Annotated in this window: 1 protein-coding gene; it reads right to left on the reverse strand. The window is 65.1% G+C overall.

Going from position 1 to position 1,925, the window contains the following annotated elements:
• Positions 1 to 99: 99 nt before the first annotated feature.
• Positions 100 to 1,791: a cytochrome bc complex cytochrome b subunit gene (locus tag ACFXB5_RS53610; protein ID WP_385223344.1), complete on the reverse strand. Its 1,692-nt coding sequence runs from the start codon at positions 1,789 to 1,791 to the stop codon at positions 100 to 102.
• Positions 1,792 to 1,925: the final 134 nt, after the last annotated feature.

The raw sequence follows: 1,925 nt of genomic DNA on the forward strand, positions 1-1,925 counted from the left end.
TACACCGTGGCCGTGGGGCACCGCCCCAGACCCCGCTCCTCAAACTCCCCCAGCTACCGCTGGGAGGTGCCCCCTGGAGGGGCTGGAAGGCGGCGCCCCCTAGGGCCGCTGCGGTTCCTCCGCCCGCTCCTCCGCCCTGTGCTCCTCGTGTTCCTCGTGCTCGGCCACCTGCTCCTTCGTCGGCTTGGCGACCTGGCCGTCGCGACCGAAGTAGCTCCGGGACAGCGAGACCCGCAGCCGCTCCTTGAAGGAGAGCTTCCGGGCGACCCCGGCCTCGTCGACCGACGGCGGCAGCTCCAGCGGCAGATACTGCTCATACGCGGTCAGTGTGTACTTCTCCCCGGGCGAGAGCGGCTCGTGCACCTCGACGTACTCGCCGTGCGGCAGCCGCTGGATGATGCCGGTCTCGCGGCCGTGCAGCAGCTTCTGCCGGTCCTTGTGCTGGAGGCCGAGACAGATCCGCTTGGTGATCACGAAGACCACGACCGGCACCACGAAGAAGCCGATCCGGCAGGTCCAGGTGATCGCGTTGATCGACAGCTGGAAGTGGGTGGCGATGAGGTCGTTGCCGCCGCCCGCCAGCAACACCGCGTAGAGGGCGATCCAGGCGGCGCCGAAGGCGGTGCGGGTCGGGGCGTTGCGTGGGCGCTGATTGAGATGGTGCTCGCGCCGGTCCCCGGTGATCCATGCCTCCAGGAACGGATAGAGCCAGATGACCAGCAGCACCGTGGGGAAGACCAGGAATGGGATCAGCACCCCGAGCACCAGGGTGTGGCCCCAGAGATTGATCTCCCAGCCCGGCATCAGCCGGATCAGCCCTTCGGAATAGCCCATGTACCAGTCGGGCTGGGCGTCGGTGGACACCTGGTCGGGGCGGTAGGGGCCATAGGACCACACCGGATTGATCTGGGCGATGGCCGACATCAGGGTGGTGACGCCGAAGACCAGGAAGAAGAATCCGCCGGACTTGGCCACATAGACCGGCCAGAAGGGCGGCCCCACGATATTCATGTTCTTCTTTCCGGGCCCCGGTTGATGGGTGTGCTTGTGGTAGACGAGCAGGATCATATGGAGCGCGAGCAGCCCGAGCATGATGCCCGGAATGAGCAGCACATGCACGGTGAAAAGCCGTGGCACGACCGCCATTCCCGGGAATTGGCCGTCGAAGAAGAAGAACGACAGATAGGTGCCGACGATCGGGATGGACAGGATCGCGCCCTCCATGAAGCGCAGACCGGTACCGGACAGCAGATCGTCGGGCAGCGAATAGCCCATGAAGCCGTCGAACATCCCGAGGATCAGCAGACCGGCGCCGGACAGCCAGTTGATCTCGCGCGGTTTGCGGAAGACGCCGTTGAAGAACGTCCGCATCATATGGACGATCATGCTGGCGATGAAGACGATCGCCGCCCAGTGGTGAACCTGCCGCATCAGCAGTCCGCCGCGCACATCGAAGCTGATGTTCAGGGTGGACTCGTACGCCTGCGACATGCGGATGCCGTTCAGCGGCGTCCACCGGCCGTCGTAGATCACCTCGTTCATCGCCGGTTTGAAGAACAGGGTCAGATAGACACCGGTCAGAATGATGATGACGAACGTATAGAGGGCGATCTCACCGATCAGAAAGGACCAGTGGTCGGGGAAGACCTTGCGCAAATTGGCCTTGGCCATCGTGAACAGGCCCACCCGGCCGTCGAACCAGCCGGCGAGGGCCTCGCCTTTTCCGGCGGGCGCGCGCCGACCGGATGGCTCATCGCGGAACCTCTGCCGGCGCTCCGGAAATGCTCTCATGTCTCAATGGGTTTACCAGGCATTCTCCACGGATGACGGCGCCCTTCCGCCGGGTGGATCAGGGCGTAACCCCTTTGAAGGAAGAACGCTCCGGCCGGCTTGCGCCCCGGTGCCCGCCTCCGCCGCCGTGCGCG

Origin of the sequence: Streptomyces sp. NPDC059455 (assembly GCF_042750115.1) — a bacterium.
Taxonomy (GTDB): Bacteria; Actinomycetota; Actinomycetes; order Streptomycetales; family Streptomycetaceae; genus Streptomyces; species Streptomyces endocoffeicus.

Coding starts and splice junctions, on each gene's coding strand:
- ACFXB5_RS53610 (WP_385223344.1), bottom strand. CDS start 1,791: ATGAGAGCATTTCCGGAGCGCCGGCAGAGGTTCCGCGATGAGCCATCC.